Annotated in this window: 24 protein-coding genes and 1 other RNA gene; 12 read left to right on the forward strand and 13 right to left on the reverse strand. The window is 42.5% G+C overall.

Translation table 11 applies throughout. The features are described from left to right. Positions 1-21 precede the first annotated feature (21 nt). From ACFSJY_RS07225 to ACFSJY_RS07235, 3 genes are all read left to right on the forward strand, one after another. Entirely contained in the window at positions 22-504 is a 483-nt protein-coding gene (locus ACFSJY_RS07225) for a zinc ribbon-containing protein (RefSeq protein WP_386032755.1), read from the forward strand. Positions 505-583: 79 nt separating this feature from the next. Further along, positions 584-2,974 (forward strand): Lon protease family protein, encoded by a 2,391-nt coding sequence (locus ACFSJY_RS07230; RefSeq protein ID WP_386032757.1) that lies wholly within the window; start codon positions 584-586, stop codon positions 2,972-2,974. 16 nt (positions 2,975-2,990) lie between these two features. After that, positions 2,991-3,269: a peptidylprolyl isomerase gene (locus tag ACFSJY_RS07235; RefSeq protein ID WP_386032759.1), complete on the forward strand. Its 279-nt coding sequence runs from the start codon at positions 2,991-2,993 to the stop codon at positions 3,267-3,269. 102 nt (positions 3,270-3,371) lie between these two features. Here ACFSJY_RS07235 and ACFSJY_RS07240 read toward each other — a convergent pair whose 3' ends face one another. The 6 genes from ACFSJY_RS07240 to ACFSJY_RS07265 all read right to left on the reverse strand — a co-directional run bounded on the left by ACFSJY_RS07240 (position 3,372) and on the right by ACFSJY_RS07265 (position 6,808). Beyond that, positions 3,372-3,611: a hypothetical protein gene (locus ACFSJY_RS07240; RefSeq protein WP_386032761.1), complete on the reverse strand. Its 240-nt coding sequence runs from the start codon at positions 3,609-3,611 to the stop codon at positions 3,372-3,374. Positions 3,612-3,726: 115 nt separating this feature from the next. Further along, positions 3,727-4,059 (reverse strand): hypothetical protein, encoded by a 333-nt coding sequence (locus ACFSJY_RS07245; protein WP_386032763.1) that lies wholly within the window; start codon positions 4,057-4,059, stop codon positions 3,727-3,729. Between the two features lie 123 nt (positions 4,060-4,182). Then, the gene (locus ACFSJY_RS07250) at positions 4,183-4,557 is read right to left on the reverse strand and encodes a hypothetical protein (protein ID WP_386032765.1); all 375 of its coding nucleotides are present in this window, start codon (positions 4,555-4,557) and stop codon (positions 4,183-4,185) included. 491 nt (positions 4,558-5,048) lie between these two features. Further along, a complete protein-coding gene (locus ACFSJY_RS07255) occupies positions 5,049-5,447 on the reverse strand; it encodes a hypothetical protein (protein WP_386032766.1) in 399 nt (132 codons plus the stop codon). Between the two features lie 556 nt (positions 5,448-6,003). Further along, complete coding sequence (locus ACFSJY_RS07260; RefSeq protein ID WP_386032768.1) at positions 6,004-6,294, reverse strand: hypothetical protein; 291 nt, start codon at positions 6,292-6,294, stop codon at positions 6,004-6,006. 352 nt (positions 6,295-6,646) lie between these two features. Beyond that, the gene (locus ACFSJY_RS07265; protein WP_386032770.1) at positions 6,647-6,808 is read right to left on the reverse strand and encodes a DUF2897 family protein; all 162 of its coding nucleotides are present in this window, start codon (positions 6,806-6,808) and stop codon (positions 6,647-6,649) included. A 151-nt stretch (positions 6,809-6,959) separates the two neighbouring features. Between ACFSJY_RS07265 and ACFSJY_RS07270 the strand changes: the two genes are divergently transcribed. Further along, entirely contained in the window at positions 6,960-8,126 is a 1,167-nt protein-coding gene (locus ACFSJY_RS07270) for a methyl-accepting chemotaxis protein (protein ID WP_386032772.1), read from the forward strand. A 72-nt stretch (positions 8,127-8,198) separates the two neighbouring features. On the opposite strand, the gene ACFSJY_RS07275 is transcribed toward ACFSJY_RS07270, so the two are convergent. Further along, the gene (locus tag ACFSJY_RS07275; protein ID WP_386032774.1) at positions 8,199-8,816 is read right to left on the reverse strand and encodes a PilZ domain-containing protein; all 618 of its coding nucleotides are present in this window, start codon (positions 8,814-8,816) and stop codon (positions 8,199-8,201) included. Between the two features lie 65 nt (positions 8,817-8,881). Between ACFSJY_RS07275 and ACFSJY_RS07280 the strand changes: the two genes are divergently transcribed. From ACFSJY_RS07280 to lolE, 4 genes are all read left to right on the forward strand, one after another. Further along, positions 8,882-9,388 (forward strand): GNAT family N-acetyltransferase, encoded by a 507-nt coding sequence (locus ACFSJY_RS07280; RefSeq protein WP_386032776.1) that lies wholly within the window; start codon positions 8,882-8,884, stop codon positions 9,386-9,388. Positions 9,389-9,558: 170 nt separating this feature from the next. Next, complete coding sequence (locus tag ACFSJY_RS07285) at positions 9,559-10,782, forward strand: lipoprotein-releasing ABC transporter permease subunit (RefSeq protein WP_386032778.1); 1,224 nt, start codon at positions 9,559-9,561, stop codon at positions 10,780-10,782. Further along, on the forward strand, positions 10,775-11,467 hold the full coding sequence (gene lolD / locus ACFSJY_RS07290; protein WP_386032780.1) for a lipoprotein-releasing ABC transporter ATP-binding protein LolD: 693 nt from the start codon (positions 10,775-10,777) through the stop codon (positions 11,465-11,467). The genes ACFSJY_RS07285 and lolD overlap by 8 nt, the downstream gene beginning before the upstream one ends. Next, the gene (lolE, locus tag ACFSJY_RS07295) at positions 11,468-12,715 is read left to right on the forward strand and encodes a lipoprotein-releasing ABC transporter permease subunit LolE (RefSeq protein WP_386032782.1); all 1,248 of its coding nucleotides are present in this window, start codon (positions 11,468-11,470) and stop codon (positions 12,713-12,715) included. Positions 12,716-12,871: 156 nt separating this feature from the next. Here lolE and ACFSJY_RS07300 read toward each other — a convergent pair whose 3' ends face one another. Continuing rightward, on the reverse strand, positions 12,872-14,224 hold the full coding sequence (locus ACFSJY_RS07300; RefSeq protein WP_386032784.1) for a sensor histidine kinase: 1,353 nt from the start codon (positions 14,222-14,224) through the stop codon (positions 12,872-12,874). Further along, positions 14,214-15,662, reverse strand: coding sequence for a sigma-54-dependent transcriptional regulator (locus tag ACFSJY_RS07305; RefSeq protein ID WP_386032786.1), 1,449 nt, complete (start codon positions 15,660-15,662; stop codon positions 14,214-14,216). Before ACFSJY_RS07305 ends, ACFSJY_RS07300 begins: the two co-directional genes overlap by 11 nt. A gap of 196 nt (positions 15,663-15,858) precedes the next feature. Between ACFSJY_RS07305 and ACFSJY_RS07310 the strand changes: the two genes are divergently transcribed. From ACFSJY_RS07310 to ACFSJY_RS07320, 3 genes are all read left to right on the forward strand, one after another. Beyond that, entirely contained in the window at positions 15,859-17,163 is a 1,305-nt protein-coding gene (locus ACFSJY_RS07310; protein ID WP_386032788.1) for an efflux RND transporter periplasmic adaptor subunit, read from the forward strand. Positions 17,164-17,225: 62 nt separating this feature from the next. Beyond that, on the forward strand, positions 17,226-17,906 hold the full coding sequence (locus ACFSJY_RS07315) for an ABC transporter ATP-binding protein (RefSeq protein ID WP_386032790.1): 681 nt from the start codon (positions 17,226-17,228) through the stop codon (positions 17,904-17,906). 14 nt (positions 17,907-17,920) lie between these two features. Continuing rightward, positions 17,921-20,428, forward strand: a complete 2,508-nt coding sequence (locus ACFSJY_RS07320) for an ABC transporter permease (protein ID WP_386032793.1) — start codon at positions 17,921-17,923, stop codon at positions 20,426-20,428. Positions 20,429-20,517: 89 nt separating this feature from the next. Here ACFSJY_RS07320 and metK read toward each other — a convergent pair whose 3' ends face one another. Together metK and murI are read right to left on the reverse strand one after the other, a co-directional pair. After that, positions 20,518-21,705, reverse strand: a complete 1,188-nt coding sequence (metK, locus tag ACFSJY_RS07325) for a methionine adenosyltransferase (RefSeq protein ID WP_386032795.1) — start codon at positions 21,703-21,705, stop codon at positions 20,518-20,520. Positions 21,706-21,832: 127 nt separating this feature from the next. Beyond that, entirely contained in the window at positions 21,833-22,657 is an 825-nt protein-coding gene (gene murI / locus ACFSJY_RS07330) for a glutamate racemase (protein WP_386032797.1), read from the reverse strand. 124 nt (positions 22,658-22,781) lie between these two features. Between murI and ACFSJY_RS07335 the strand changes: the two genes are divergently transcribed. Next, the gene (locus tag ACFSJY_RS07335) at positions 22,782-24,047 is read left to right on the forward strand and encodes an MDR family MFS transporter (RefSeq protein WP_386032798.1); all 1,266 of its coding nucleotides are present in this window, start codon (positions 22,782-22,784) and stop codon (positions 24,045-24,047) included. A gap of 67 nt (positions 24,048-24,114) precedes the next feature. On the opposite strand, the gene ssrS is transcribed toward ACFSJY_RS07335, so the two are convergent. Then, positions 24,115-24,298, reverse strand: a non-coding RNA gene (gene ssrS / locus ACFSJY_RS07340) — 6S RNA. Positions 24,299-24,415: 117 nt separating this feature from the next. After that, complete coding sequence (locus tag ACFSJY_RS07345; RefSeq protein WP_386032800.1) at positions 24,416-25,567, reverse strand: hypothetical protein; 1,152 nt, start codon at positions 25,565-25,567, stop codon at positions 24,416-24,418. Positions 25,568-25,569 lie beyond the last annotated feature (2 nt).

A 25,569-nucleotide genomic window follows, 5' to 3' on the forward strand; every position in this document is an offset into this window, starting at 1 on the left:
GCAATAACACTCGGAGGTCATATGCAGGAAAAGTCGCAACTCGATGTTATTTATCACGATCTTTCTGACTGGTTAGAAGGCGTAAAAAAACATGAAATCACAGAGCTCGTCGAAGTGGTAGAGCAAGCAAAGGCCTATGCAGCAGCGGCCGAAGCGTTGCCTCACGAGCGCGTTAGCCAGTTCATCAGTAATTTTACATACGATCTTAATGACTTTATCAGCAATTGGCAGAAACAGTCTGCCCATTCGGTATATCTTGGCGTGCTCAATGAAACTTTCTGGGACAATGTGGCAAAGGCGGCCGATAAATCACAAGTGGAATGGGCTGAACTTCCTGATGACTTAGCACATCAGGGGCAATACAAAAGTGGTGATATAATTGGCTTTGGATTACTGCAATGTAAGCAATGTGGATACGAGCAAACTATCTCACATTTATCAACGGTGATTGATTGTCCAGAGTGCGGCTGTTCAGAATTTCAGCGACAACCATTATCACCGTAAATTCGCTTTGCTATTGTTGAAGTTAACACGGTAAACTGGCGTTAACTTTCCTGTAAAAGATTGCAATTAGAGTATCTTAATGAGTACAGCTGCAGTTACTTGCCTCTTAAAACCATCTCAACTTTCTGCGACATTAACTGAGTCAATGTTTTCGGTGTCTTCGGAAGAAGCCATTGAGCGCCAACCGTTTATTGGTCATGACCGTGCAAAAGAAGCACTAGAGTTTGGCCTATCGATGGATGCCATAGGCTTTAATGTGTTTGCAATGGGTGAACACGGCACAGGCCGACAAACCCTCATTAAGCAGATGTTAACTGAGCTCGCAGCTGAGCAAGATACACCGCCAGAATGGTGTTACATCAACAACTTTGATGATAACCACAACCCATACAAGCTATATGTCAGCCCAGGTGATGGTAAGCAGTTACTTACGCGTATCAATACATTTATTGATGAGTTGTTAGCACTATTCCCGGAAATTTTTGATAACCCAGGATATCAGCGCCAGAAGGCAGCTATTGATCGCGAGTTCAATCAAAAATACGACGAGGCAATTGACACTGTTGAACAAACCGCACTCAATCACAGTGTGCTGCTTTATGAAGAAAAAGGGGAAGTTGGCTTTTCACCGCTTGTTGACGGTAAGCCTCTTGGCGACAAAGAGTTTGCCAGTTTACCAGAAGACAAACGAAAAGAATTCTATGAGCTATTAGAGGCACTTGAAACGCTACTGTCTGAACAGTTGTTAGAGCTTCCGCTTTGGAAGCGCGAGTCGTCTGATAAACTGCGTAAGCTGAAAAATGAAACCGCTGAGCAATCTATTCGCCCGCTTATCAAAGAAATGGAGCATGAATTTGCCAGCAACTTAGGTGTTCTTAAGTATCTGTCGAAGCTGAAAAACCATGTTGTTGATACGGTGCTTGAAATATTGGTGGACGAAAGCAACGAAAACACCAATGACAAAGACAACCGCAAATTATTGGTGGAACAGTTTTTACCGAACCTACTTGTTGAACGTAAGCTAGGTGAGGGGGCTCCTGTTGTTTATGAGCAAAACCCAACGTTTGCTAACCTTTTTGGTCACATTGATGTCTCAAGTTTCCAAGGGGCAACGTACACTAGCTATCGTTTAATTCGCGCTGGTGCACTGCACAAAGCAAACGGAGGTTACCTAATTTTAGATGCTGACAAACTAATGCAACAGCCATTGGTTTGGAATCGATTAAAACTAGCACTAAAAACCCAACGCCTCGCTATCGACAACCCATATGCAGAACTGGGGCAAGGCTCTAGCTACAGTTTACAGCCCGAGAAAATTCCACTGAATGTGAAAGTTATTCTGCTGGGGGGCTCTGATGTGTACTACATGCTGCAAGAGTATGACCAAGAATTTACCGAGCTATTCCGCGTGCTGGCCGACTTTGATCGCCATATCGACAATGACCATGGCAGCCTAAAAGCATACGCAAATTTAATTCGCCGCCGCGCAGCGCAATATAATTACCCTGAAGTGTTAGATGAAGCTGTGCTTGAGCTAGTGCGCTACGCGCTGCGCCGCGCGGAACATCAACACAAAATATCGGCCAACATCGTGCAAGTGAATGACCTACTCGATGAGTCAGTGTACTGGTGGCGTAAACAAAGCTTAGAAAGCAAATTAACGGCTGAATTTGTCAAGTTAGCACTTGCTGCAAAACAACGCAGAACAGGGCGTTTAAGTGAAACGTGGTTAAGTGAAATAAAAGAACGCCAAGTGCTTATTAGCACTGACGGCAGTTATGTCGGTAAAGTCAACGGGCTGACGGTACTTGAAATTGGCGACAGTGTGTTTGGTACGCCAGCGCGCATAACAGCCACTGTTTATGCTGGCAGTAATGGTGTTACTGATATCGAACGAGAGGTAGATTTAGGGAAGTCTATTCACTCAAAAGGTGTACTGCTACTAACAGGTTATTTAGGCCATAAATACGGACAAGACTTCCCGGTATCTATTTCAGCCAATATTGCGATTGAGCAGTCGTACGGCCATATCGACGGTGATAGTGCGTCAATGGCAGAGCTATGTGCACTTATCTCAGCCATCACTAAATTGCCTATTGATCAAAGCATTGCCATTACGGGCTCTATTAACCAGCACGGTGAGGTGCAGTCTGTTGGTGGTGTTAATGAAAAAATTGAAGGCTTTTACCGACTGTGTAAGGACAAGGGGCTAACGGGCAAGCAGGGTGTTATTATCCCTAAAACCAATGTCATCAACTTGATGCTAGAGCAAGATGTTATTGATGCAGTTAACGCGGGTAATTTCCATATTTACGCGGTTGAATGCATTGACCAAGCCATTGAAATTTTAATGTCGACGTCGGCGGGTACTATCAACAAAACAGGGCGTTATCCACGTAAGTCTATTCACGGCTTAGCGTTAGATAAGTTAAATAAGTTTGCGTCTATTTTAGACGGTGCAGAAGAATAAAAGGGAAGAGGCAAACATGGCTAGCGCGTGTGCACATCATATTTTAGTAAAAGACAAAGCATTGGCGGAAAAGCTTAAGCAGCAACTCTCAAAAGGGGCTGACTTTGCAAAATTAGCAAAGAAGCACTCAATATGTCCGTCGGGCAAAAAAGGGGGCGACTTAGGCGAGTTTCGCAAAGGCCAAATGGTGAAACCTTTTGACAATGTGGTATTTAAAAAAGCATTGTATGAAGTGCATGGGCCGGTAAAAACCAAATTTGGTTTTCACCTGATTAAAACCGTGTATAGAACTTAGCTTGGTGAATAAAAGGTTATTATTTAGTTAACGCTTACGCTAGCGGTGGTTGGAGCACAGTGTAACGAATCCAGCGCGTGTACTTGTTAAATGTAAATGCTCTTACTCCCACCCTAATTCTTTGTATGTCTTTTTATCTTCTTCGGGAGAGTCTGATGAATACTTTCCCCAACCTCTAAACTCATAGTATTTGGTCATTGCTTCGAAGTGAGAGCTAGCCTCACAGGTCCACACTAGTTTTGAATCTGGCTCCATATCTCTTCTAGCTTCGCTGCCAAGTTCACCAGCAAAACAAAAAGTATCAAGTTCCTCAGCGTTTGACCAAAGCTCGTGTTTCATCATGACCTTTTACATATAACGCCCCAATAAGGGGCTGGTAAATGCTTGGCTAAACTGTGTAGCGGAGCGGAACCGAGCCAAGCTTTAGCAGTCCCGCGCTTAATTGGCTTGTTATATTTTACATACTCGCTTTGATCAAGCTAGCTAAAACAGCTTTGCCTTCTTTGTTCTCAACCGACTCAAACAGTTTTAACAATTTGGGGAGTAAGAGTTTCTTTTGCGATGTTGAAAGTTCGAAAGAATCATCAAACCAAATTGCGTTTTCGTTATCTAGCATCAAGGTGAATTTGTCATTGTCCGAAACTAACATAACGCCCATCGTTGTAGCTTCAATAAAATAACCTTCATATTTCAATTGGCTATTTATTTGTTGAACACGGGAGTGATTTACATCACCTGCAATCGTGGGAAATGCAATTAAGAGACTAAATATAAGTAGGCGTATGTTCAAACTAGACTCTCGTAAAATATAACGCCCCAATAAGGGGCTGATAATGCTTGGCTAAACTGTGTAGCGGAGCGAAACTGAGCCAAGCTTTAGCAGTCCCGAGCTTAATTGGCTTGTTAGGTGTATCTATATATGCCAAAACAACATACAGATAAAAATAATACCGCTAAATGCACCATAGATAACGAATTTACCTATACTGGCTTGGTGCTGTTTTGACAATGACACCAAATCTAGGTTTTTATAACGATAATGGACAGTTACCGCAACGATAAAATATAAAATAACTGCACTTACAATGTAGTGTTTTGGGCTAAATAGAAAGTTATTTATTTCAGCAAATACACTTCCTAAGAAAATTTCACCTATTAATAAAACCGACCAAAGATTAAGTAGCAAGAAAAAAGATAATGTCGTTACAGAAGAGATAGCTGTATAAGAGCGTGATTCGCCTTTATCAATTTCTCTGAGTGCTAAAGATAAAAATAGTGATTTCAGCATCGATATTCAGTGATACACCTAACGCCCCAATAAGGGGCTGATAAACGCTTGGCTAAACTGTGTAGCGAAGCGGAACTGAGCTAAGCTTTAACAGTCCCGCACTTAAACAGCTTGTTAGCTTGCGTCTTTATCCATAAATGGGGATTCATTATGATATTTGAATAGCCCATATACAAAAGCACCAGTATAAAATATTGCAAATATAGCAACTGAGGCAATAACCAATCTTTGAATTAAGACTGAAATGGGATCTTCAGAACCTTTGATTAAGCTACCAAATATTGCGATAGACATAGTTGCTATGAATAAAGCACCTCCCATCCTGAGAGCATAATTTGATGCGAATTTTATATAATGCTTCAAAATTTCCACATTTCCTTTGAGCTAGCTAACGCCCCGCTATGGGGCTGATAATAGCTTGCTAAAATTGTGTAGCGGAGCGGAACCGAGCAAGCTGTTAGCAGTCCCGCACTTCAGCGGCTTGTTATATTTCACTTCAACACTTTATCGATATATTGATCTAACAATCTATTTTCTGTTGATGACTTATAAAAAAATAAAACCTCAAATAACGCTATTGGTACTATAAAAATCAAAAGTGAACTAAAACCATATGAATGAATAGCACTAGGAAACATTGGTAACATTAAGATAGGAAGTGCCCAAATATAAATTAATGGTCGAGTTTTTATATGAAGCTTACTTTGGTTTCCGACACTTTCTATCCAAATTTCTTTTGCAATTGAATAGTTAAATTGAGGGTAAGCGATATTTTTATTGAAACTAATACCGAATGTTCGTGTTCCTTTACTTTTCACTTCAATAAATTTGGTATCGTTCACAAACTTATTGTCTAGGGACAATAAGCGGTCGATTGCGTCTTCTGCCAATAATTGCGATTTTATTATCCTAACTTTCCGAAATAGACTAATCATGCTTGTGAAATATAACGCCCTGTTAAGGGGCTGATAATGTTTGGCTAAAATGTGTAGCGAAGCGAAACCGAGCCAAACTTTAGCAGTCCCGTGCTTAAACAGCTTGTTATACGTATTCACTTTGAACGTAGTAAACGAGCCTTTTTAGTTTTCTTATCTACAACTACATCGATATACGCGGGTTTAGAACTTTCCTGAAGTTTAAATGTCACGTACCAGCTACAGCCTTTTGAAACAGTAGAAATTGATTTCCATGACATATACTTTGGACTTTCTAACCCATTTAAATAGTTGTGTGCAATTTTTCTAGCGTGATCATCAGCCAAAAAACCTCACAATAATTATCTGCAAAAGACGTAAAGGACAACACTGATACTATGGAGATGAAAAATAGCTTCATAGTATGCCTTTACGTATAACGCCCCAATAAGGGGCTGATAAATGCTTGGCTAAACTGTGTAGCGAAGCGGAACTGAGCCAAGCTTTAGCAGTCCCGCACTTAATTGGCTTGTTATATGTACCTTACTTCACAGTTTAAATACTTTAGCTTTAAAACGATGCCATCGTCATCTAAAAGCTCAATGACATAAAGATTGTCTTCGAATTTAAACTTTGCATCGCTGATATAAACAGGGTCATCGATAAAAGAGTAATCTACGTCAAGAAAGCTAATTTTTATCTGAGAAAATAGATAATCTTTCAACTCTAACAGAAAACTGTTTTCAGCTAAGTCATGTGAGTAATTGGAAATCGTGCTATCTGACCAAACTAGGTTGTTTAACTTTTCATCAAGTTCACTCATAACGTCCTGTACATATAACAGTATATTATGTAGACGTCTCAGTAATATCCGCCCACGATTATCCCGCTAAACTACCAGAAATAGTAAATAATTCAATTCGTTATAAATGGGTTTTGTGGTCGTTCTTGAAAGGAAAGGGGAATTACTGAGACTTCATAGTAATATCCGATAGTAACCATCTGCTTTTATTTAATTTTTTCAATACATTACACGTTTTAATGTTGGTGCCTTGGGGATTTACTGAGAATTCTCAGTAATATCCGGTAATCTCGCCTAAGCGTAGTTTTTTCTGCAAACAGTAGTGTTCGTCGATAGCGATATTAGCTGGCTAACTCACAGGAATCAGGTTTATCTAATCCTGGTCCTCTTTCTCAAGCGCTTCGTTACGCTCTTTGATTTTCTTGAGTTGCTCATCGGTTAACTTAAACTTTTTTGCCGACTGCTTTAACAGCAGTATTCCACTGACGATAATGCCCAATGCAATCGCGAGAATGATAATGTGTGTTGTCTCCACAATTTCTCCAATAAAAACATATTTATTTTGAAAATCTAATAGAAAAGTAACCGAATTCTAGGTAACTTGGTATACGTTTATGTCATATAAGCACGAGTTTTGAATGCTCGTCTAAAATAACGAAAATTATAAAGAGAGTTGGATAGTGGGTATGCTAGAAAAACTTAACATAAAGTTATTACTGCCTGTGGCGGTCATTGGTCTTATTTTTATCATTGTTGCTGCGGTTATGGGGGATTCATTATCGGGCTTTGGCACGGTTGGGTTACTAGTGGTGATGGTGATAGCACAGGTTGCTGCCGGCGCTGCGTTTATTCAATCACAATTGTCTAATCGTTTAGCTGCGCTTCGTGATTACTTAGCGTTAGTGATAAGTACAGACAAAGCACCAGAACAACCGTTAGTAGACGACAGTAACGATGAGTTAGGCGAAATTACTAGCGAGCTATCAACTTTTATTTCTCAACTGGGCGAGGTTATTGAAGAGATTCGTGCAGAGTCTGAAATGTTGAGCCAAGGTTCGTCTCAGCTGGCGTCGCAAATGGGCGAGTCGGTAAATGCTGTTGATGAGTCATCAAATCAAATAGAGCAAATGGCTGACTCTATTACGCAAGTAGCCGAAACATCAGGCGTGTTGTCAGAAAGCGCAGAACGTGTAAGTGAAACGACTAGCCGCGTGATGGAAATTTTAGCGCAAGGCACGTCTAGCTCAAACACCAGTCAAATTAGCATTGAGTCAGTGACTCAAGAAGTAAATAGCATGGCGGATGACTTAGCCTTGCTACAGGAAGAGTGTTCTCGCATTGGCTCTGTTCTTGATGTTATTCGTGGCATTGCCGAGCAAACCAACTTACTGGCACTTAACGCAGCAATTGAGGCTGCGCGTGCTGGCGAACAAGGTCGAGGCTTCGCGGTTGTAGCGGATGAAGTGCGTGCCCTAGCGCACCGTACACAAGAGTCGACAGTTGAAATACAGTCGATGGTTGAAGGTCTTCAAGAAAAATCAAACAATGCCGTAAGTGCAATAGCGCGCGGTCAAGAATTGGCGCAAGAAAGTTTGTCGCACTCTCAGCAGGTTGTTGAAGCGCTTGACCAGGTGGGTGATGCGTTTGCCGATGTTGACAACTTAACGTCTCAAATTGCAAGTGGTACCGACGAGCAGCGTTTGTCTACGTCTTCTATCAATGAAAACATGTCGACTGTGGTTGGTTTAAGTCGTGAGATTACATCGGGCTTAGCATCAGTTGCTGAGCATGCAGAGCAGCAAAAAATTACGTCAGCGGCTGTTGATACCACGCTGAACAAAATATGCGTGTAATACAGCACTAAACATTAAAAATAAAAAAGGAGCTTGTTAGCTCCTTTTTTTATTCTTGTTTGACACTTGAACTTACTCAGAGCTTTGCTCTTGCTCTTGTTTTTCTCGCCTTTTCTGCGCGAGTGCTTGTAATTGTTTAGATTGTTGATGTAACGAGTGTCTTACCAACACTTCTTGGTCTTCTTCACGGATATACTTAAAGACGACTTTGTGGTGATAACCACCTTCTACTTCCGTTGTTTCTACCACTTCACCCGCTGTGTAAATGGCGCAATTTTCTTCGAGAAGAAACACCTTCATTTCTAGCAAGCTTTGCAGTTCAAATGGCTGCTCACTGAAAAATATAACACCGCCACCGCCAAAACGAACGCCTAAAAAACGATTAGTGGGCTCATCTTGTTGGCTGAGAATATAACCGACCAACATGTCGAGTTTATGTGATTGATGGTTGAGATAGTCGACAAGCTGAGAAGCCACACCGCTTAAGCTTTGTATGGAACGAAGCGCACCTTGGTCAACCGTCATCACTTCTGCTGCCATTTTAAATGGCAGAGGCATATTGGCTACGAAATGGTCGTAAGAAACAGCTTCATGTTTTTCAAGCGGTCGAATATTGATATTGAATTGGTGTTCTATAGAAAAGAATTCATCAAATTGTTGCAATTTACTTTGCAAGTCCGCGTCGCTCATGTGTTAGCCTATAAAAATATTATTTGATAAGTATTCAATATTTAGACCTTTATTACGAGCGCTTTATGTCAAATCTCATCGTAAGAGCAGAATCTAAAAGAGATGTCGATGCTATTTCTGCGTTGATTACTCAAGCATTTAAAGATGATCAATATTCACAGGGAACCGAAGCCGCTATTGTTAATGAGCTGCGCGACGATGGGGACCTGATTATTAGTTTGGTGGCAGAACTTGACGGCGTTGTGGTTGGTCATGTCGCGTTTTCGCCGGTTACTGTCGACAATGAAGTGGTTCGCTACTTTGGTTTAGGCCCGGTGGCGGTGTTGCCTGAACATCAGCAGCAGGGTATTGGTAAAGCACTAATAACAGAGGGACTTACGCAACTTAAAGCGCTTGGTGCACATGGCTGCGTTGTGCTGGGTGAGCCTTCGTATTACCAAAAATTTGGTTTTGCTGTTGATGAGCATGTGACTTTAGCTGATGTGCCTCCGGAGTATTTCACGGTGAATCATTTTATGGAACAAACGCCTAAAGGCGAGGTCAGATATGCGTCTGGATTTTCAGCCACATAGCATGTAATTATGATGACGGGCCTACTTGGTGATCACGTATCAGTACTTAGGTATCATTACTCAGGTACAAGTATTCAGGCATCGGCATGTAAGTAGAGGCGCTGTTGGTAGCATGCTATGCTTGGCGCAATTAAAAGAACAACGTAAGCTTTCGCAAATTTAATATCTTTATGTTTCAACCTGTTCAATGCTTTATCGGTTACCGTTACAGTCAAAGTCGTAGCCGATCAGGTTTTATTTCCTTTATCACCTTTTTCTCTATCGTCGGTATTCTACTGGGCGTTGCTTCATTGATCACCGTTGTGTCGGTGATGAATGGTTTCGAAGGCGAGTTAAAAAAGCGTGTGCTGGGGTTAGTGCCACACGCCATCATTCAAACTGACTCAAGTGATACTTTCGATAGCGCGCGAGAGCAACTAATGACCTTACCTAGCGTAAGAAAGGTAACGCCATTTGTTGAAGCTGAAGCCTTAGTTCAGTCACCAGCGGATATCTCTGGTGTATTAGTACAAGGGTTAAACCTTGCCTATGAGCAGGACTCTTTGGTTGCTAATCATATGATGTCTGGAGAGCTGGGGAACCTTGAGGCGGGCGCCTATCGTGTGGTAATCGGCAGGGCGCTTGCGCGCAAGTTAGAAGTGTCAGTGGGCGATAAAATACGCTTAATATTGCCGAATAAAACGTTATTTACCCCGATGGGACGTATTCCCATGCAACGCACTTTTACCGTAGCGGGTGTGTTCAACGTAGGCTCACAAATTGATGACGGTATGGTGTATCTCCATCAGCAAGACGCTGAGCGACTAATGCGCATAAAAAAAGGTGCTCAAACCGCTATTCGCGTTTACTTACATGACGCTTTTGAACTTGAAGCGCTCATGGCCTGGCTTGAATCTACACGACCGAATTGGCAAGTTGAGACATGGCAAGAAAGCCAAGGAACTTTGTTTTCAGCCGTTAATATGGAAAAAAATATGATGTGGCTGATGCTAAGCCTAATTGTTGCCGTAGCCGCATTTAATATCGTTTCTGCGCTAGTCATGGTGGTTAATGACAAGCAAGGCGAGATCAGTATTTTGCAAACAATGGGCATGAATAAATCCAGTGTTATTGGCATCTTCATTACACAAGGCATGGTAAACGGTGCATGGGGCGTCACTTTAGGTACCGCACTTGGACTGTTATTGACGTTTACGCTGAATCCTATTTTAGCCCTTTTAGGTATTAATATTTTTGGTGCAGGTTATGCAACGCAAGTGCTGCCTATTTTGGTGGAGTGGCAAGACGTTGTTGTTATTGTTGTGTCTGCTTTTGTAATGAGTTTTGTTGCCACCCTTTATCCCGCTTATCGCGCGTCAACCACATTACCAGCTGAGGTTTTAAGAAATGAGTGATGTTTTAGAATGTATTGAACTTGCCAAAGTGTATGGTGAAGGAGATACGCAAACGCCTGTTTTGAAATCGCTAAGCTTGTCAGTAAAGCGTGGTGAGCTATTGGCTATTGTGGGTAGCTCAGGCTGTGGTAAAAGCACGTTTTTGCATTTAGCAGGCGCGTTAGATGAACCAAGCAGTGGCCAAGTACTTATTCAAGGCACGGATATTTTTTCATTAGACGACAAAGCAAGAGCACGCTTTAGAAATGAAAACTTAGGTTTTATTTACCAGTTTCACCACCTCATGATGGAATTTAGCGCATTAGAAAATGTGGCAATGCCGTTATTAATCCGAGGAGATGCGCCCAATATTGCCAAAAACGCCGCGAAAGAGATGCTAGAAAAAGTAGGGTTGGGACATCGTATTGAACATCGCCCAGCACAGCTTTCCGGTGGTGAACGACAGCGCGTAGCAATTGCACGCGCCTTAGTGACAAAGCCAGCGTTGGTGCTTGCTGATGAGCCAACAGGTAATTTAGATTTTGATACGGCGCAGCAAATTTATCAGCTAATCACTGAACTGAATCAAGACTTGGGTATCAGTTTTGTTGTAGTTACTCACGACTTATCGTTAGCCGCGAAAATGGATAGACAGCTAAGGCTTGACCACGGCGCGCTTGCACCACTGATGTCAGGGGTTGCGTAAGTGTTTAAACCGGTTAGTTTTTTTGTTGGTCTTCGTTATATTCGCGCAAGGCGTGGTAAAGGTTTTGCCAAGTTTATCTCTGCTTCATCAACAATAGGCATAGCGCTTGGTGTGATGGTGCTAATTATAGTGCTGTCGGCCATGAATGGCTTTGAAAAAGCACTAGCCGACAAGTTGTTGTCCATTATTCCCCATGCTGAGCTTATTGCCGTTAATGAACCAGTTAAAAACTGGGAAACCAAATCAGAACGTCTACTTTCACATCCGCAAGTAAAAGCAATAGCGCCTGTCATCAAAGCCAATGGCATGGTGCAGTTTAAAGGTCAGCTCAAAGCCGTTGAATTGCGCGGTGTAGATGTGCAGTTGGAAACAACGGTAAGCGATATTACTGATTACATGATGTTGGGCAGTTGGCAGCAATTAGCACAAGATCAACTTGTGATAGGTGCAGGTGTTGCGAAAAAACTCAACGTCACCGTTGGTGACACGGTACAACTGTTGGTACCGAAAAAGCAGCAAGACTTCAGTCAAAAATTTAAAGCGCCACAACGAATTAACGCCACAGTAGGTGGTATTTTTAAATTTGGTGGTATGGTCGATGACACGCTAGCTTATTTGCCGTTATCAATGCTCGGTGCAGAATTGGGCTATCAAGCCAATGAAGTGCAAGGTATTCGTATTAACGTGAATGATGTATTTCAGGCCAATGATATTGCCCGAGCTTTAGCTTATGAATTTGATCACTATGTCTACATTTATGATTGGACGTATACGCAAGGCCATTTATTTAACGACATTCAGCTGGTGCGTGTGGTGATGTTTATCGTTATGGTGCTTGTTATTGCGGTTGCCAGTTTTAACATTGTTTCCACATTGATCATGGTGGTTAACGAGAAAAAGGGCGATATTGCGATACTAAAAACAATGGGGGCAAGTCATGGTCAAATCATGACTATCTTTATTCTACAAGGTACGACAAATGGCGTTTTGGGAGCGCTGAGCGGCGCATTACTTGGTAGCTATATTGCGCATAACCTGACGGATATCTTCACGTCTATTGAACAGGCTTTAGGTGTTACCTTCCTCTCTGGTGATGTGTATTTCGTCGATTATTTACCAACGTTCGTGAACATGAGTGATGTTTATCTAACAACAGCAATAGCGCTGATTATGAGCGTACTAGCAACTATTTACCCAGCCTATCAAGCGAGTAAAGTGCAGCCTGCACAGGTGCTTGGACAGGTGTAAAAACAAGGGTAATTTAGTAGAAATAAAAAGGGGGGCATTTAGCCCCTTTTTTGTTTGATAATTAGTGCGAAATTATCAAGATACGTGCTTCTGTTGTTTGCTTTCGGAACTATGTCTAATAAGTAAGTGAGGATACAAGATTAGCTAAGTTCATGCTTAAAATACTAGGCTGAATGAGCTGCCTGTCCCCACTTCTGTGTTTAATGACACATAACCTCCATGGGCTAACATAACTTGTCTCGTCAACGCTAATCCAACGCCTGAACCTTCTCGCTTCGTGGTAAAAAAAGGTACAAATATTTTTTCCGCAACCTCTGGGGCTATACCTGAGCCGTTATCATTTATCTCGATAAGCACTCTCCCTCGAGCGTTAATGGACGCACTAACAGAGATTGTTGCATTGTGTTTATTTTCTACGGCATGTTCGGCATTTTTCAGCAAGTTAATTAGTACCTGTTCGACCATATCCTTATCCGCATCAAGGGTTAGTGATTTTGGGGTTACAGAAAAAGAAGAGTGAATATTTGTCTCATGCCAACCATGGCAGGCAAGTCGCTCAACGTCGCTAAAAAGCGTGTTAATATCTATGCGTTGTATTCTAGGCGGCGGCAGTCGGGTCAAACGGCGATAGCTTGTGACAAACTGCATTAACCCATCACTTCGGCGCGCAACAGTATTGACTGCATCTTTAACGTCACTAAGTTCATCCACAAGTTCAGGTTGAGTCGCCAACTGCTCTGACACATCTTCCACTAAATCTACAGCGGTTTGGGCCAGTGAAGCGACGGGAGTAATACTGTTCATGATTTCGTGTGTTAGTACCCTGACAAGATCTTGCCATGCTTGAAGCTGTGCTGCGTCGAGTTCTGATTGAATGTCTTGCAGGCTTATTAGTAGCTCTTTTTGCTGTGCAACGATGATTTCGGTGGCCGCAATACTGAGCTGATGCTGAATACCGTCAATGGTGATAGTCATCAGAGACCGCTCGCCGGGTGTTAAACTGAGCAACTGCTGGGCGAAATCTGGGTGGAAATGATTTAGATCAGTAAGTTTTGTCACGGCGTGGGTACCGAACAAACGTCGTGCGCTGTTGTTCCAAATCGTTAATTTATCGTCTGACTTTATACTAATGAGAGGGACGGGCACGTGCTCAACCACGGCTTTAATATGTCTAAGCGTTTCCTCTTGCTGAGTACGAGCAAGTTGTAAACGGTGAAGAATGTCACCAAACGCTTGACCAAGCTCGTCGAAGCCTGCGCCCAGTTTACTCAAATCAAACCGCTGTGAGTAATCAGCATGTCGAGCTGCATCAAAAAAGCGAACAAGTTCGGCGTTGGTTCTGGAAACAAAGCTGAGTAATTCAAATAACTGCCCAAATAGAATTAATGTCATCAATATAGTGGCCATATGGTAACCGGGCTGGCTGATCAGAATAGCGAGCAAAATCGCTGTAAGCATGGCAAATATCGTACGACCAATAATGAGTAAGGAGAAACGTTTAAAGCCCATGTTTTTCCATCCTACGGTAAAGTGCCGCGCGCGTAAGGCCTAGCTCTTTGGCTGAGTGGCTAATGTTATATTTATGCTTGCGTAAGGCTTGTTCAATTGCCATTTTTTCAATGACTTCTAAGTTAAGTTCATCAGGAAGTTGACCTTGGCCAATTCCTGTTTCTCTCGGTATTGGCTTTGCTTCAGGGGATAACGCTGGCGCTGTCGAACTGTGCTGCGGCGCGTGGTTGGTCAGTTGAAAGTCATCTGCAGCGAGTTCAGAGTGCTCTGACAAAATAACCGCGCGTTCTACTGCATGTCTTAATGCACGTATATTTCCAGGCCAAGCATAAGCTAACATGGCTTGCTGGGTGCTTTGAGCCAAGGTTAATGTTTGTTTTTGATATTTTTTGCAGTAAACCCCAATGAAATGATTGGCAATATCAATGATATCAAGACCACGCTCACGTAATGCAGGTAGGGTAATTTCAACCGTGTTAAGTCTAAACAGTAAGTCTTGCCTAAAATAGTTTTCATCGGCCAGTTTTGATTTTTCGACATTGGTTGCGGCGACAATACGAACATTGAAAGGCTCTTCTGTATTACTGCCTAACGGAGTAACTTTTCGCTGTTCTAGCACTGTGAGCAACTTTGCTTGCAGGTGCAGCGGTAAATTGCCAATTTCATCGAGGAAAAGTGTACCGCCTTCAGCGGCTTTAATTTTACCAATGCGATCTTGGTTTGCTCCGGTAAATGCACCTTTCTTATGGCCGAAAAGTTCACTTTCAAATAACGTTTCAGAGATGGCACCTAAATCAACCGAGAGAAACACATGATCTCGGCGCGCACTTTGTTGATGAATATCTCTCGCGATAAGTTCTTTACCGGTGCCATTCTCGCCCAATATTAACACGTTGGCATCTGTAGGTGCTGCGCGGCTCACTAGCGAGTGAACATGCTGCATAGCGGCAGATTGCCCAATAATAGTGTCATTAGTTGATACAGTAGCTTGAACCAGTGCTTGATTGGCAACTTTTAGTGATTGCGACTCTTGGCGCGTGCGTTTTAACTCAAGTGCGGTCGATACTGTCGCGATGACTTTCTCGTTGTGCCAGGGTTTAGCAATAAAGTCTGTTGCGCCTTTTTTAATTGCCTCAACAGCCACATCAACACCACCATGAGCAGTTATCATTACCACAATAACCTCTGGTTTTAGTCGTTTTACTTCGCTAAGCCAATGAAAGCCTTGCGCGCCAGAGCTTTCTCCTGGTCCAAAGTTCATATCAAGCAATAGAACATCATAATCATTTTGTTCAAGCAATTTAGGTAATTGCTCGGGACGGTTACAAATATCGACTTGCGAGAACTTTCTTTTCAGCAATAACTTACCTGCTACCAAGATGTCTTCATCGTCATCAACAATAAGAATATGTGCGTTTTCTTTCACGACTTTTTTCACTCATTCCCTTAAAACTGTTCATTAACGTACACCTAGTGTTCGAATACGTACAGTAATTTATTGTTGAGAACTAAGAAAAAACAAAATAATTCCATAAAAACAAGTGCTTATTGTTTTGGCTTGGTTTTTGTAACTGATGTGTTAACAACGTGCGCAACAGTTGCGCATAGCTGAAGACAAGCAAAGACAGGTTGCTATGACTAATTCACTTAAAGCCGTTCAAGAAAAACCGACGACTGCTGTTACTGGCGCAGGCATGGATCGTAAAGTTGAGAAGAAGAAAGCCAAGTGGCACAAGCAAGGAGCTGCTGTTCTCGTTGGTGCCGCCGTTCTTTGGTTTGCTTTTAATATCAGCCAACAAGGGCAGGGCAAAGTGCTTGCAATAAACAGTGAGCGTATTGTTGTGTCTCAAGTTACAACAGGAACGTTTGAAGATTTTATCCCAGTTAGAGGTCGCGTTGCCCCAGCAAAAACCGTTTTTCTGGATGCTATTGAAGGTGGACGTGTCGAACGGATATTGGTGGAAGATGGCACAGAACTAAAAGCTGGCGACTTAATCGTTGAATTATCAAATGCATCGCTTCAGCTAAACGTGTTAGGCAATGAGGCAAGAGTAGCCGAGCAATTGAACAACATGCGTTCTATTGAATTGAGTTTAGAGCAAAACAGGCTGCGTCATAAAAGTAACTTGATAGATATTGAATACCAAATCAAATTACTAACGCGACAACTTGCCCGAGAAGAGGAGTTAGTGGCGAGTGGTGCTGTATCTCAATCTCAATTTGATGATACGCGTGACACCTTGGATTGGTACAAAAATAGGCTGACAGTGACCCTCGAAAGCCAAGCATCTGATACCCGTATGCAAGAAGAGCAGTTGACGTTTTTGAAACAAACCAGTCAACGTTTAGAAAGCAATTTGGCTATTTCTCGCCAAAACCTAGACAACATGAATGTGCGTGCGCCAGTGGATGGCAAACTTTCTGGCTTTAATGTTGAAGTTGGTCAAAGCATTGGGCGTGGCGAGCGCCTTGGTCAGATTGATACGCCAAATGATTATAAAGTCACGGCATTTATTGATGAGTTTTACCTAGGGCGTGTTGATATTGGCCAATCTGCAACATTCGACAATTTTGCGCTCGAAATCAGCAAGATTTATCCACACGTTCAAAATGGTCAGTTTGAAGTCGATTTCAAATTTATCAACGAACAGCCGAGCGGTATTCGTCGCGGGCAAACGGTTCAAACACGCCTAACGCTTGGTGACGCAAGCTCTGCGCTGCTTATCCCTAATGGCGCTTTCTATCAAGACACCGGTGGTAACTGGATTTTTGTTGTCACTCCAGATGGTAGCGAAGCAGTAAAACGCAATGTGCGCTTAGGTCGTCGTAACAATCAATTTATCGAGGTGCTTGATGGCCTAGAGGAAGGAGAAAGTGTAATTACAAGCCCATATACCAGTTATCAAGACATGCAGCGATTAACACTTCATGACAAGTAAAAATACAACGCAAATTTATCTAAAAGAAACGCAAGACAGAATTTAATAAAGGAATTACAACGATGCTAAAACTACATAACTTAACACGTGTATATCAAACGGAAGACGTTGAAACATTGGCGCTTAACGGCGTAAACATAGAAATTGCCCACGGCGAGTTTGTTGCCATTATGGGACCTTCGGGCTGCGGCAAGTCTACGTTGCTGAACACCATTGGCATGCTGGACTCGCCAACTTCAGGTCAATATTTGTTTGATGAAGAAGATATATCTAATTACTCAGAAGCGCAGCTCGCCCAAATTCGTAAAAAGAATATTGGTTTCATTTTCCAAAACTTTAACTTGATTGACGAATTAACGGTAGAAGAAAACATCGAGCTTGCGTTGTTGTACCATAACATTCCCGCGGCAGAGCGCAAAGCGCGCGTTGAAAAGGTAATGGATCGTGTAGGCATTGCGCACCGTGCAAAGCATATGCCCAATCAATTGTCAGGTGGCCAACAACAACGTGTTGCTGTAGCGCGCGCTGTAGTGGGCGATCAAAAAATGATTCTGGCGGATGAGCCAACAGGGAACCTTGATAGCGCACACGGCCAAGAAGTAATGGAAATGTTGCAGTCGTTAAATGAAGGCGGCACTACCATTGTGATGGTGACACATAGCCCGGCACATGCTGATTATGCTAAACGTACGATCAACTTGTTCGATGGTCATGTGGTAACTGAAAACGTTCGCGCTGCATAAGGCAGGAGGCAATCATGTTTAAGAATTATTTAATTACCGCATGGCGAAACATCGTGAAAAACGGTGTGTTTTCTGCCATTAACATTTTTGGTTTGGCGGTTGGTTTAATGAGCTGTATTTTGATCATGCTGTTTGTTCGAGCAGAAACGGGTTATGACAAATGGCTACCAGAGAGTGATCGAGTTGTGCGGGTTCATGCCGCTTACACTATGCCAAATCAGCAACCATTTTTAACCGTGCGTTCCCCTGGTCGCGTTATGGAAGCTGTGCGTGACTATGCAAAGAATGAGGTAGAAGCCGCAGTGAGGCTGATTCAATGGTCGCTGACGGTACGAAAAGGAGAGGATGTATTTGATGAAGCTATCACCATGGCAGATGGCAGTTTCTTAGATGTTTTCCAACTTCCTTTTGTGCACGGTAATCGCGAAAATTCATTCAGCCAGCCAATGAACTTATTGGTTACTGAGGAACTTGCCAACAAGTACTTTGGTCGCACTGACGTTATCGGTGAAACTTTGACTGTTTGTTGTGTAGGCCCAACAGGACCGGTTGATGTCATGATCACAGGTGTGGTTCAAGATTTGCCCGATGAAACGCATTTAAACATTAATATGCTGTTTTACTTGCAGCCTGCGCTGTTTCCGCCGGGTAACAATGTGCTAGACACATGGACAAGTGTGAATGTGTATACCTACTTTAAACTCAATCCCCTAGTGAATAGTGAGCAGTTTCAAGATCGTTTGAATTACTGGCTAAACAATGAAAGCCCCTATTTGGGGATGTGGAAAAGTTTACTAAGTGATCACAACGGGATGAAAATTACCGATGTATTTAACCTCAATGTGATGAAACTTACCGATTTGCACCTAAACGCTAAGGACGATGCTGGTAACTTAGGGGATATGACGGCAATGGGGGACGAAAGCATGATTCAGACATTTGTGGTCGTCGCACTGATTGTATTGGCTATTGCGTGTATTAACTTTATGAACCTTTCAACAGCTAAAGCCAGTAAGCGAGCAAAGGAAGTCGCAATGCGAAAAGTACTCGGTGCGTCACGTAGACAAGTCGCTTTCCAGTTTCTAAGTGAAGCCATAGTTATCGTCTTTATCGCGTTGTTGTTTGCTTTAGCGGCAACAGAATTGGTACTCCCTCTTTATAGCCAAGTGATTGGTAAAGACCTTCAACTTCAGCTGTTTGATGAACCAAGTCTTCTACTAATGTTAACGATGACTGCCACGGTAGTTGGTGTTCTGGCGGGTATTTATCCAGCCCTTTATTTATCTCGCTTTTTACCTGGTTACATACTAAAAGCCAGTAAAAGCAGCGAATCTGGTCAGTCTGCAAAGACACGTAGCCTATTAGTCATTTCACAGTTCACTGCCTCTATTGTGCTTGTAGTCTCGACTGTCATTGTTTATGCACAGACGATGTACTCGGTAAATGCTGATGTGGGCTACCAAAGTGATAACAAACTGATACTAAATGTCAGAAATGCTGGCGAAAACTTACAAAGTTTAAAGCAAGAGTTACTCAACTTACCTGAAGTGATCTCGGTGACTTATTCGTCAGAAGCGCCAACTCAAGATGATGAAAACAATAACCTGTTTACCTTGTTAGAAACTGATGAAAACGGAAACAAAGTAGAGCCTGTTTCGTTAAATTATCACAACATGGATTATGGCTTCTTCGAGGCGTATCAAATCAATCCTATTGCTGGTCGTGTTTTTAACGAAAGCTTTGGCAGTGATATGTTAACACCTGTTGCTGAAAACACTGATGAAATGGGCCAAGCAAGTGTCATCATTAACGAAATGGCTGCTCGAAAATTAGGATTTAACACCCCTGAGAATGTACTAGGGAAAACACTGAAAATGGGGCATCACAATCTTACGGTGATTGGTGTGTTACCTGACATTCATTTCAGATCAATCAAATTTGGTATTCGTGCTACTGCATATACGCTGAATCCGAATCGTTTTCGTGTTGCCAATATTGCCTTCGATACTGACAACGTACCTGCTTTAATCAGCAAAGTGGAACAAGTGTGGAAGCGAAATGTACCTCAGCATCCAATCAATTTGCAGTTCTTGTCAGAAATGATGGCTGCTCAGTATCAGGATGAACGTACGACTGCGCGCTTATTCTTGGCATTCTCGGTGTTGGCCATTATTGTCGCATGCCTTGGTTTGTATGGTTTGTCAGCATTTACTGTTGAACGCCGAACGAAAGAGATTGGCATCCGTAAAGTCATGGGAGCAAACGTGTCAGATATCGTTAAGTTGCTCATGTGGCAATTTTCAAAACCGGTGGTGTTCGCAAATGTTATTGCATGGCCGGTGGCGACTTATTTTATGTTAGGTTGGTTGCAAAACTTTCCTTACCGAATCGATAGCTGGTTAATTGCTCCGATTTGTATAGCGGTAGGTTTATTATCACTAATGATTGCTTGGGCGACAGTTGGTGGAAATGCTGCATGGGTGGCACGTCAAAACCCAATTAAAGCTTTGCGTTATGAATAGCAGTTACTCAGCTGGGTAGCTGAACATCGTAAATAAAAAAGGAGCTCGTTTGAGCTCCTTTTATTAACTTTTAATGTCTAGGCTTAAGACTACAAACCTGCAGCCGCTTTAAGCGCGTCTGCTTTATCTGTCTTTTCCCAACTAAATGCAGTGAAGGTTTCACCGTCAACCGTTTTTTCATAAGGTTCACGACCGAAGTGACCATATGCAGCTGTTTCTTGGTACATTGGGTGAAGAAGGTCAAGCATCTTAGTAATGCCGTATGGACGTAAGTCGAAATGCTCGCGAACTAAATCAACAAGCTTTTCTTCAGATACTTTACCAGTACCAAATGTTTCTACTGTAATGGAAGTTGGCTCTGCCACACCAATAGCGTAAGAAACTTGAATTTCACAACGATCAGCAAGGCCTGCAGCAACAATGTTTTTTGCAACATAGCGACCTGCGTAAGCAGCACTGCGGTCTACTTTTGATGGATCTTTACCAGAGAAAGCACCACCGCCGTGGCGAGCCATACCGCCATATGTATCAACAATAATTTTGCGACCTGTTAAACCACAGTCACCCACAGGGCCACCAATAACGAAGCTACCTGTTGGGTTAATGAAGTATTTGGTTTCAGGTGTTAATAACTCTTCAGGTAGCACGTGCTTAATGATGTTTTCCATCACTGCATCGTGAAGCATTTCCTGAGAAATATCAGGGTTGTGCTGAGTTGAAAGTACCACCGCATCAATAGCTACAGGCTTGTTGTCTTCGTATACAAAGGTAACTTGCGACTTAGCGTCTGGACGCAACCACGGTAACACACCAGATTTACGTACCTCAGCTTGGCGCTCTACTAATAAATGCGAGTAGTAAAGTGGTGCAGGCATGAAGGTTGGAGTTTCGTTTGTAGCGTAACCGAACATCAAGCCTTGGTCACCAGCACCCTGTTCTTCTGGTTTTGCACGGTCTACACCTTGTGCAATTTCAGATGACTGTTGACCAATTAGGTTCATGATGCCACACGTTTCGCCGTCAAAACCTACGTCTGAAGACGTGTAGCCGATATCACTGATCACTTTACGAGTAAGACTTTCTAAGTCTACCCACGCTGATGTTGAAATCTCGCCAGAGATAATGGCAACACCAGTTTTAACCATCGTCTCACACGCAACACGTGCGTGCTTGTCTTTGGTTATAATTGCGTCTAATACCGCATCAGAAATTTGATCGGCAATTTTATCCGGGTGACCTTCTGAAACAGATTCAGAGGTAAATAGGTGTCTAGACATAAAACCTCAATAATTGATGTGTTTTTTATCACGTATTTTAGATTGTCGTAGAAAGTTTTCTCACGACAAATTTTTCGACATTCTACGCGAACTTTTTTCAGAAGGAAAGGTTTTTACGCCTAGACGTCTAAACGTCTTTGCTTAGCTGTTGATAAGACAGTGCTGTAGGCCAAAACTTTTCGATAACGTATTGTTGATTCTGAAAAAACGCGCTTGAATAAACTTGTTTCTTTACGTTCATTTGCTCGGTAGAGTTCAGTAATTGTTGAGCAAGCAGTCGACGCTTGAGTTCTTGAGTAACAGGTTTAGCGGTTTCCAATAATTCAATACTTGTAGGAAGATGCTGTTGAATTTGTTGGCTAATGAGGGGGTAGTGGGTACAGCCTAGCACCAGAGTATCAATGCCTTTTAAGACAAGCGGAGTAATGTAACGTGAAAGTAAGGCGTTGCAATGTTCACTGTGATGTTGACCTTGTTCAATTTGTTGGACCAGTCCAGGACAGGGCTGGATATGTACTTCTGCATCCAGTTTGTGTCTATCGACCAGCTCTAAAAAACGTGGGTTGTTGGCCGTCGCTTGAGTCACGAGAATACCCACTGATTTTGCTTTTGAAACAAGGGCTGCTGGTTTTATGGCAGGCTCTACACCGATGATTGGTAATTGATATTGCTTTCTGAGTGATTCTATAGCGATAACGGTGGCGGTATTACAGGCCACGACAATGGCTTTTACCCCTTGATTTATCAAGAATTTAGCGACAGAATGAACTCTGGCTATTATCTCTTCATTGCTTTTGTCGCCATAGGGCGCAAATCCGCTATCAGCAACGTAAATAAGCTGTTCATTTGGCAACATCTCACTGATACAGCGAGCAATTGAAATACCTCCTATCCCGGAATCAAAAATACCAATAGGCGCCTGTTCGGGCTGTGTTAAAAGGTCAATAGCCATGTAATCAAAGTTTGTTTCAATAAAGCGATGCCGTTATAGGGATATTTACTGTTTTTGTAAAGTAAATTCGCGGCAGGCGTTTTTATCTATTAGAAAAGATTGAGTGTAAACACGGAAAGTCGTCATGGACAACAAAGTATCGTTTAATGTTGCAAAGCAGTTTCCCGGATTAATGTGGATCATCTTATTTGGTGACTTCATTACACGCGGTAGTTTTTATATGGTTTGGCCGTTTCTTGCTGTCATTCTGTATCAAAAGTTTGGTATCTCTGCGACTGAAGTGGGCTTGATACTATCAGGGGCAGCGGTACTTTCCGTATTTATCGGCTTTTTTGGCGGAGCATTATCAGACAAATTTGGCCGAAAACTGATTATGTTCAGTACTGGCATCGTCTATGTTATTTCGTTTGTGCTGCTTGCTTATGTTGAAACAGTTATGGGTTATGTGCTGGTTATTGCATTGTGCTCAATTTCAAAAGCTATCTGGGATCCACCCACGCAAGCATTAGTGTCTGATATTTTACCTGATGTGAAAGTCAGGGAGCTTGGCTTACAAGCACGTTATTTTGTCGTCAATGTGGGGTGTGCTATTGGTCCTATGGCAGGTGTGTATGTAGGTGTTACAGGTCAGCAATCAGGTTTCTTGTTAACAGCGGCAACTTTCGGGTTCTGGATGGTATTGCTTGCTGTCGGTATGTACAAGCATGGTGATATCAGTGAGCACAGTGTTAAAAGTGATGGCAAACTGCGCGATACTATGAAAATACTGTGGCAAGACCGCGTGCTTCAATGCCTGATTGTCGCGAACATCATTTGTATGTTTGTGTATGCGCAAATGGATTCAACGCTCATTCAGTACCTAACCCGTGCGAAAGTGCCGGAGTTAATGACGTTGATCTCCAGTATGATATTTGCCAATGCGTTGGTGATTATTAGCCTCCAGTTTGTGCTGTTAAAAATGATGGCAAGCTTGTCATTACCTAACCGTATTCAAGTTGGGTTGGTGTTGTTGGCGTTGTCACAAATTTGGATGGCGTTTAATCCCGTTTCGGCGTTTTGGGGGTGGATTGGTGCAGTGGTCATTATGAGTATTGGAGAAGCTATTTTATTCCCGACTATGAATGTACACATTGACAGGCTCGCACCGAAGCATTTGCGAGGAGCCTATTTTGGCGCTGCTTCCTTTTATTCAATAGGCTTTGCGATGGCACCGCTTGGTGGAGGCATTTTGCTTGATTGGTTGGGAGGCCCTTGGGTCTTTGGCATAGGTGCTGTGATGGTACTGTTGGTGATGTATCTTTATTTCATTTTAGAGTCGCTACCACGCCCTGATTTTGGCGAACCTCTTACGCAAGGTGATACGTTGGAAAGTCGTAACGAAACGAATTAAATAAAACGTCTGCTGTGTCAGTGCAAGACAAACAAAGGGGAGAATAGGGAGTGGTTAAAGAAATTTAGCTGCTTCCAGAATGCCGTTGCCAACGTCAGCCCTTGAACACCGTGTGCTCAAGGCGGGAATCAATATACTTGCCGTAGGCTTCTCGGTACAAGCCGAGCATGCTCAATAGCCAGCAAATGATACCCTAAGGTAATGATTATCGGCTCAGGGACATAGTTAACATACGAACATCCCAGAAGACAGGCGTTGATTATAGCAAATATCCCTGCTGGATTAAGTAATTTATTGTAGAGAAGTGTTGTTTGCCGACTATTTAAGCTAAGTGATTAAAACTTCGTTAGTTATTGTTCAAGGGGTGGTTAAGGAGATTCAGGGCAGGGGTTATAATCGGGGTTTAGTGATTTTAATTTTGCTTCTTCTAACATAGCAACCGTTGCAGCTTCTTCGCCAAACTGTTTCCCTGTTTCCAACCAGGTACGCATCAACTCTTGGTCGTGAGTAAACAAAGCTTGCGTGTTGATAAAATCTTGAGAATAGAGTTTGTCATAGAGTAATTGAGATTCTATGACTAACGCGTTTACTGCTTCCGTATCTTTTTCATCTTTATAGTGGTCTTGCAGCATACCAGAGCCCATACTTTTAAGGTTAACCGAGGAGCCGTATTTGCGCATTGCATCGAAAACATTGAAGCATTGTTCTTTGTACTTGTCGTCGTTTCGGCATAGCTCCATCACGTTGGCAAACAAAAGCGGCCTCGCAGCGGCGTATCCAGTAGCTGTGATTGCTAGTTGATTAAATGAGCTGTCGACATAACCTACCGTGTTATTTAAAAAAGTCTGAATAGTGTCAAAGAAATACTCATCAAAGTTTTGCTTGCTGGCGGCTATCGTAAAAAACTGATCAAAGGCATGCAGTTTTTCTTGTTTCAGCATATTTGCAGCATGCTGCAGCCAAAGGACGCCATTCTCATTGTCTGCACTTTCGATGAACTGTGAAATATCTTCACCACAATCATCATCGTTCGGGAGATTAAAACACACATCCAGTAATGCTTGCACAGCTAATTTATCATTTGGAGCTTGCTCAAGATATGCACTAAGAAAGAGGCGTTTATGGTGAGGGCTAACCTCTTTTAATTTGTTGGACGCGAACAGATAGGCGAACCGCTGTTGGATAACATCGGGGGAACTAAGCAACTCTTGAATAAAGCTATCAATTGTTGCGTAGTGTTTGTCACGTTCTTCATCTGAAAATTCAGGAAAAGCACACTGTTGGGTTACTGTCTGTTGATTAGTTTGAAGGTTCTTAGGTTCTTTAGCTTCATCAAGCATAGAATGATTGATAGGCGCTGTGAGCATAGCTTCGGGCACATTGGGCGTGTCGCCTTGCTTCTGTAGTACAGTGCTTTCTTCCATAAACGTTTGAAGAGGCATAGAAGAAATGAAGGATTTTTGCCAAACAATTATTACAACAAGGATCAAGCTAATCAGCAGCCAGAGCTTGTTGCTCATGC

This window comes from Thalassotalea euphylliae (assembly GCF_042682785.1).
Classification (GTDB): domain Bacteria; phylum Pseudomonadota; class Gammaproteobacteria; order Enterobacterales; family Alteromonadaceae; genus Thalassotalea_F; species Thalassotalea_F euphylliae.